The organism is Bacillus sp. B25(2016b), from assembly GCF_001679765.1.
GTDB lineage: Bacteria > Bacillota > Bacilli > Bacillales > Bacillaceae_G > Bacillus_A > Bacillus_A thuringiensis_K.
On record NZ_CP016285.1, the window covers coordinates 445,666 to 453,174 of the forward strand.

Sequence of the window (7,509 nt, forward strand, 5' to 3'; positions counted from 1 at the left end):
TCACCTTGTACACAGAGATAGTAATGCTGTAAAAGAATATAAAGCAGATAATTATGAATAATTATACTATTAATACGGAATTTATGAAATAGAAAAAAGGAAAAAAGAAAGGTGAGCTTTCTTTTTTCCTTTTAATGATGGGATTATTTATTGTCTGCTAGGGCAGCAAATGCTCTGCCGACAGCTTCGATTGTATATTCAATATCTTCTTTTGTATGTTCTGTAGTTAAGAACCATGCCTCGTATTTAGAAGGTGCTAAGTTAACTCCTTCTTGAAGCATTAGCTTGAAGAATTTACCGAACATTTCACCGTCTGTATCTTGTGCTGCATCGTAATCTTCAATTGTATTTGTTGTGAAGTATACAGTTAAAGCACCTTTTAGACGGTTTAATGTAATATCGATATTATGTTTTGTAGCTTGCTCTAAAATTCCTTTTTCAAGCATGGCACCAAGTTCATCTAATTTCTCATAAAGTCCTTCTTGTTGAAGAACTTCTAGACAAGCAATACCAGATGCCATAGAAGCAGGATTTCCTGCCATTGTACCTGCTTGATATGCAGGTCCAAGCGGAGCAACTTGTTCCATAATTTCTTTCTTACCACCGTAAGCACCGATTGGAAGTCCGCCGCCAATAACTTTACCAAGCGCTGTTAAGTCTGGTGTTACGCCAAGTAAATCTTGAGCACCACCGTACATGAAGCGGAAAGCGGTAATAACTTCATCATAAATTACTAGTGCGCCAGCTTCATGAACAAGTTCATTCACTTTCTCAAGGAATCCAGGTTTTGGCTCTACAATACCGAAGTTTCCAACAATCGGTTCTACAAGAATAGCCGCTACTTCATGTCCCCATTTATCTAACGCTTCTTTTAAAGTTTCTACATTATTAAATGGAACAGTAATAACTTCTTGAGCGATACTTTGTGGTACGCCAGCTGAGTCAGGAGTTCCTAAAGTAGAAGGACCAGATCCAGCTGCCACAAGTACTAAATCAGAATGACCGTGGTAACAACCAGCGAATTTCATGATCTTTGTGCGACCTGTATAAGCACGAGCAACACGAATCGTTGTCATCACTGCTTCTGTACCAGAGTTTACGAAACGGACTTTATCTAATGCGGGCATTGCTTCTTTTAACATTTTTGCGAATTTTACCTCTAGCGCTGTTGGTGTTCCATAAAGTACCCCATTTTCAGCAGCTGTTGTAATTGCTTTTGTTATATGCGGATGAGCATGTCCAGTAATAATAGGACCGTATGCTGCTAAATAATCGATATATTTATTTCCGTCTACATCCCAGAAATAAGCGCCTTTCCCACGTTCCATAGCAACAGGAGCGCCGCCGCCAACTGCTTTAAAAGAACGAGAAGGACTATTAACGCCGCCAACGATATGCTCTAAAGCTTCTTTATGTAATGCTTCTGACTTTGTGAATTTCACTACCATTCATCTCCTTACAAAAATCTATGTATTATTCTAACATGTTTTTCGAAAAGACGTATTGTTTGTGATAGAAAAGGCAGTTGGGTAAACTATTCGTTGTGACATTTAGGAGGGGGGTCCGATTATGAAGTCGGTAATTGAGGTACAAGGGTTACGTAAAGAATTTACAGCCTATTCAAGTCGTCCGGGTTTAAAGGGTGCATTTCGCGATTTATTAAATCGTAATTATAAAATAGTACCAGCAGTAAATGATGTATCTTTTACTGTAAAACAAGGTGAGATGGTTGGTTATATCGGTGAGAACGGTGCTGGTAAATCAACAACAATTAAAATGCTTACGGGGATTTTGACTCCGACATCAGGAGAGATTTTAGTAAATGGGATGAACCCACATAAGCAGAGAGAAGAATTTGTAAGAACCATTGGTGTTGTTTTCGGTCAACGCTCACAACTTTGGTGGGATATTGCTGTACAAGAATCTTTTCGTTTATTAAAAAAAGTGTACGGTGTATCAGACGCTCAGTATAAAGAGCATATGGAACACGTGATTGAAACGTTAGATATTGGTCCTTTATTAGATAAGCCAGTTCGAAAGTTATCTCTAGGTCAAAGAATGCGTTGTGAATTAGCGGCAGCATTAATTCATAACCCACCGTTATTATTTTTAGATGAACCAACAATTGGGCTAGATGTACTTGTGAAATTGAAAATACGTGAATTTTTAAAAGAAATGAATGAACGTTATAAAACAACAATTTTATTAACAACCCATGATATTACTGATATTGAAGCATTATGTGAGCGTGTTATCATGCTGGATGAAGGAAATATTATGTATGACGGTTCTTTAAGTAATCTTCGTACGCAGTGGGGAGCGGAGAAGGAAATACATTTTCAGTTTATTGCACCAGTTTCCTATCAGGCTTTATCAATGGTTATGCCAGATAGTCATGTCGTTTGGTCGAAAGCGAAAGAGGAAAACGCGTGGGTTGCAAAAATACCGAATGAAGAAGTTATTATTTCAATGCTTATTTCTAAAGTAGTACAAGCCTTTCAAATTAAAGATTTAAAAATTAATGAAGTGTCTACAGAGGAAATTATTCGTAACATTTATGAAGAAGGTATTAAACATGGGTAAGTATATTGAAATGATTCGAATTCGCTTTTTAATGATGCTTGCGTATCGCACAAATTATTATAGCGGGATTTTAATTTATACGATTAATATCGGTGCTTACTATTTTTTATGGCAAGCAATTTATAGCGGAAAAGAGAATATTGAAAGTTTATCTATTTCGCAAATGACCACGTATATCGCAATCGCGTGGATGGCACGTGCCTTCTATTTTAATAATATAGATAGGGAAATTGCGATGGAGATTCAAGAAGGACGTGTGGCTGTAGAATTAATTCGTCCGTATAACTATTTGGGAATGAAAGTTATGCAAGGTCTTGGCGAGGGAATATTCCGTTTTGCCTTCTTTTCCATTCCAGGCATGGTTATCGTTACGTTATTATTTTCGTTGCAAATTACAACGAATTTTCAAACGTGGTTATATTTCTTCTTATCTTTAATATTTAGTTTTATTATTAATACACAAATTAATTTAATGACAGGAATGCTTACGTTTTTTCTATTTAATAATAGTGGGATTATGTATGCAAAACGCGTTGTTATTGATTTATTTTCAGGTCTATTATTACCAATTAGTTTTTATCCGTTATGGGCCCAAAAAGCAATGATGTTCTTACCGTTTCAGGCTATTAGTTATATTCCAAGTATGATTTTTTCTGAAGGTATACAGGGGAGTAAGTTGTATGAGGCTTTAATATTTCAAGTGATTTGGGCGATTGTACTTATTATTCCAATTGTACTCATGTGGAGAACGGCGAGAAAACGTCTAATTGTACAAGGGGGATGATGAGATGCTATATATAAACTTATTTTTACAATATGCAAGTCAATATATAAAAACGAAATTGGAGTATCGAGGCGATTTTATTGTTGGTTTACTTTCTGATTTATCGCTTCAAGCAGTTAATTTAATATTTATTCTCGTTGTATTTGGGCATACACAAGCATTGAAGGGATGGAGTCGAGAAGAGGTAATCTTTATTTATGGTTTCTTTTTAGTACCATTTGCCATCTTTTCAGCTTTCTTTAATATATGGGATTTTAATGATCGATACATTATTAAAGGGGAGATGGATCGTGTATTAACGCGACCGATCCATAGCCTATTTCAAATTATATTAGAAAGAATGGAACTTGAATCTTTAATTGGAGCTATTACAGGGATTGTTGTAATGGGATATGCAACTGTGGAGTTACAATTATCTTTTTACTGGTATGATTTCTTCTTATTTATATTGATGGTAGGAGGAGGAGCACTTGTATATGGAGGGATATTTGTTACGCTGGCGAGCCTTGGTTTTTGGTCGGATGCGAAAAGTTCAATTATGCCTCTTATGTATAACATAGGTAATTACGGGCGCTATCCTGTTAATATTTATAATCGTGTAATTCGTTTCATTTTAACGTTTGTTTTACCGTTTGCGTTTGTTGGAGTATATCCAGCAGCATACTTTTTAAGAAAAACAGAATGGAATAGTTATGCATTTGCGACGCCAATTGTTGGTATTATCTGTTTTACGATTGCAATCACCCTCTGGAACCAAGGGGTAAAAAGGTATCGTGGCGCGGGTAATTAATTATAGAAGCTTGTTCGTTTCTAAGGGATAAATCAGTTCTCCACCTCATACATATAAAATGAGGTGGAGGACATGTTATGGGGATTTATTCTATTAATTGCAGCAATCGCTATTTTGAAAAGTGTCCAATTATTATGGAGTTCCTATTCGGATTCAACGCGTTTTTTTTCGCTCTATAATTTGGCCACATTATTTTTGATCTATACAACAGTACTGATCGCGTTTGGATTAAGTTACGTTGTATTAGAGGAAATGGGTTTCGCAGTTTTGAAAGAGGACGGAGAAAGTTTGAACGCTCATTCTTTTCAACTCGTCGAAGTTTGTTTATATTTTAGCGCAGTTACTTTATTGTCTGTTGGATATGGTGACATATCTCCGATTGGAATTGGGCGATGGATTGCAATCGCAGAAGCGCTAATTGGATATACACTCCCTTTTGCTTTTGTGATGAGGTCTGTAATAGACAATGAAAAATAAGGAAGCATTTGTTATAGTAAAGGAAAAGAGTAGGAGTGATAACTATGATTACAGTAGGAGAAATGGCACCAGAATTCACATTAGAGGGAAGTAACGGAGAAGAAGTTCGTCTAGCTGATTTCCGCGGTAAAAATGTAGTTCTCTATTTTTACCCGAAAGATATGACGCCAGGATGTACAACTGAAGCATGTGATTTTCGTGATGCGTATGGAGTATTTCAAGAGAAGGATACGGTTATTCTTGGAGTAAGTCCTGATTCAGCGAATAGACATTTGAAATTCATTGAGAAACATGAATTGCCATTTACACTTTTAGTAGATGAAGGTCATAAAGTAGCAGAGTTATACGATGTTTGGAAGTTAAAAAAGAACTTTGGGAAAGAGTATATGGGAATCGAGCGTTCTACATTTCTTATTAATAAAGACGGTGAACTTGTAAAAGAGTGGCGTAAAGTAAAAGTGAAAGGGCATATTGAGGATGTTCTTTCTTATATAAAATAAATCTACGTTGGAGATAAAATATGCAGAAACAAGGCAAGTGTCTATACATATTTTACTGCCTTACATAAAGTGGAAGTGTAGGGCATACCTCCTCAGATGATAGTATTCCAAGTGCGATTATGTCGCACTTTTTTTCTATGTAATATATGAAGAAAAAGGGAAAGATACATAAAAACAAGTCCTGAATATAAAAATAAACCACATACTTATAGTAGAAATATTGACGATTTATAAGAAAAGGAGTACACTCTTTATAAGAATTATAAAATAATAATCCGTATAGAATCGGGGTGCATGACGGTGGTCAAAGAAGAATTAAAAGAAGCGCTAGAAATGCTGAAAAATACGGGTGTACGCATTACTCCACAGCGTCATGCTATTTTAGAGTACCTTGTGGAATCAATGACGCACCCAACAGCGGATGATATTTATAAAGCATTAGAAGGTAAGTTTCCAAATATGAGTGTTGCAACTGTCTATAATAACTTACGTGTGTTTAAAGAGGTTGGACTTGTAAAGGAATTAACTTATGGAGACGCTTCAAGTAGATTTGATTATGTTACAAGTCAACATTACCATGTGATTTGCGAAAAATGTGGTAAGATTGTTGATTTTCCTTATGGAGGCTTGGAAAAGCTGGAAGAGGAAGCTGCGAAAACGACAGGCTTCGTTATCAATAGTCATCGCTTAGAAATTTATGGCGTTTGTCCAGAGTGTCATAAGGCGTAATATATAATAAAGAAAGAGGCTGACGGCTATACGTCAGCCTCTTTCTTTATTATATAAGGATTAGCGTGAGGTTAATCGGGATTTACAGTGCTAAGTTAGTAAGAAGGGTTAGATAAAAGTTTGTCGAATTTACTTTGTATTGGTGAAAATGAATTCTTGGAGGGGACATTTTGAAGAAATATGAGATTAAAAATAACATTCCAACATTGGAAGAATATAAATATTTATGTGATTCTGTGGGATGGACTAATTATATGAACTTTGAGGTGGCGGAAATATCACTTCAAAATTCCATTTACTGTATAACAGTCAAGGATCATAATCAAATCATCGGCATGGGGAGAATTGTTGGTGATGGGGCTATCTATTTCTATATTCAAGATATAGTGGTTCATCCAGAGTATCAAAAGAATGGTATTGGAAAGAAAATAATGAATACTTTAGTAGAATACTTAAATGGGAATGCTCCAGATAAAGCATTCATTGGTTTGTTTGCGTCGCAAGGTAAAACATCATTCTACGAAAAATATGATTTTAAAGATTATTCGCCTAATATGACAGGGATGTTTACTGTTATTTCGAAAAAATAGGTGTAATAAATTTAATAAAACAATTAAAAAGTTGATTTTTAAGAAATCAACTTTTTAATGAGTTGAAACGTTTGTGGTGTTGCAAATTCGTATTTCCCTTGATACTTATGATTTATAACTCTTCTTATTATACTTTTCATCAAATTCTTTTCCATCTAGATCTCGATCTAGTGTTAAAGGTTGATTGCAGTGCATACATGCATCGACACGGCCGAGCATTTTTGTTGGCTTATCACAGCTTGGGCAAATAGTTTGGATAGTCTTAGTAGATAACATACCAATCCAAAAGTAAACGACAGTGCTAGCGATAACAGCTAAAAAGCCAACCATCATAAACGTTGTCATAATAATAATGTTTTCGCGGAAAAAGACACCTAAGTATGCAATGAAGAGGCCGATAAATACTAAACTTAATGCAAAGGTCCGGATTTTATTGATTTTGTTTGAATACTTAATGCTCATTCTCACCACGCTCCTATACTAATAATATAACATAAAATTTAGAATTTTCACTCTCATGTAAATTGATAAAGGGATAAGATATGAAATGAATAGGAGGGGAGCCATGAAGAATGAATGGACACTATAATGATTTTTACAGCGGTTTTTAAGTTTTTAACGGGATGTGAAATTTTTTTATAAAAAGTATTGACCCCGTATATACTGCATGATATATTAATAACCGTCGCTGATGCGGAAACGCAGAAAACGACAAAAAAGAAAATAAAAAACTTAGTTGACATTGAAAAATGAAGATGTTAACATAAGGAAGTCGCAAATGAGCGACTAAGTAGTTCTTTGAAAACTGAACGAAACAAACAACGTGAAACGTCAATTTTTATTTTAGATGCTAGACAAACTAACTTTATTGGAGAGTTTGATCCTGGCTCAGGATGAACGCTGGCGGCGTGCCTAATACATGCAAGTCGAGCGAATGGATTAAGAGCTTGCTCTTATGAAGTTAGCGGCGGACGGGTGAGTAACACGTGGGTAACCTGCCCATAAGACTGGGATAACTCCGGGAAACCGGGGCTAATACCAGATAACATTTTGAAC

At 35.6% G+C, this 7,509-nt stretch carries 9 protein-coding genes; 7 read left to right on the top strand and 2 right to left on the bottom strand.

All coding sequences use genetic code 11. The features are described from left to right. Positions 1-143: 143 nt before the first annotated feature. Entirely contained in the window at positions 144-1,448 is a 1,305-nt protein-coding gene (gene hemL / locus BAQ53_RS02360) for a glutamate-1-semialdehyde-2,1-aminomutase (protein ID WP_003299918.1), read from the bottom strand. Between the two features lie 121 nt (positions 1,449-1,569). On the opposite strand from hemL, the gene BAQ53_RS02365 reads away from it, so the two are divergent. The 7 genes from BAQ53_RS02365 to BAQ53_RS02395 all read left to right on the top strand — a co-directional run bounded on the left by BAQ53_RS02365 (position 1,570) and on the right by BAQ53_RS02395 (position 6,453). Then, complete coding sequence (locus BAQ53_RS02365) at positions 1,570-2,583, top strand: ABC transporter ATP-binding protein (RefSeq protein ID WP_000843650.1); 1,014 nt, start codon at positions 1,570-1,572, stop codon at positions 2,581-2,583. After that, positions 2,576-3,367 (top strand): ABC transporter permease, encoded by a 792-nt coding sequence (locus BAQ53_RS02370; protein ID WP_000521516.1) that lies wholly within the window; start codon positions 2,576-2,578, stop codon positions 3,365-3,367. Before BAQ53_RS02365 ends, BAQ53_RS02370 begins: the two co-directional genes overlap by 8 nt. Before the next feature lie 4 nt (positions 3,368-3,371). After that, entirely contained in the window at positions 3,372-4,157 is a 786-nt protein-coding gene (locus tag BAQ53_RS02375) for an ABC transporter permease (protein WP_000965778.1), read from the top strand. 72 nt (positions 4,158-4,229) lie between these two features. Continuing rightward, the gene (locus BAQ53_RS02380) at positions 4,230-4,634 is read left to right on the top strand and encodes a potassium channel family protein (protein WP_000964343.1); all 405 of its coding nucleotides are present in this window, start codon (positions 4,230-4,232) and stop codon (positions 4,632-4,634) included. 44 nt (positions 4,635-4,678) lie between these two features. After that, entirely contained in the window at positions 4,679-5,134 is a 456-nt protein-coding gene (gene bcp, locus BAQ53_RS02385; protein ID WP_208906458.1) for a thioredoxin-dependent thiol peroxidase, read from the top strand. Between the two features lie 300 nt (positions 5,135-5,434). After that, positions 5,435-5,863: a peroxide-responsive transcriptional repressor PerR gene (gene perR / locus BAQ53_RS02390; protein WP_000237829.1), complete on the top strand. Its 429-nt coding sequence runs from the start codon at positions 5,435-5,437 to the stop codon at positions 5,861-5,863. Positions 5,864-6,033: 170 nt separating this feature from the next. Next, the gene (locus BAQ53_RS02395) at positions 6,034-6,453 is read left to right on the top strand and encodes a GNAT family N-acetyltransferase (protein ID WP_000759734.1); all 420 of its coding nucleotides are present in this window, start codon (positions 6,034-6,036) and stop codon (positions 6,451-6,453) included. Positions 6,454-6,558: 105 nt separating this feature from the next. On the opposite strand, the gene BAQ53_RS02400 is transcribed toward BAQ53_RS02395, so the two are convergent. Beyond that, positions 6,559-6,915 carry a YgzB family protein gene (locus tag BAQ53_RS02400; protein WP_000025060.1) on the bottom strand — a complete coding sequence of 119 codons (357 nt, stop codon included), beginning with the start codon at positions 6,913-6,915 and terminating at the stop codon, positions 6,559-6,561. Between the last annotated feature and the right edge of the window lie 594 nt (positions 6,916-7,509).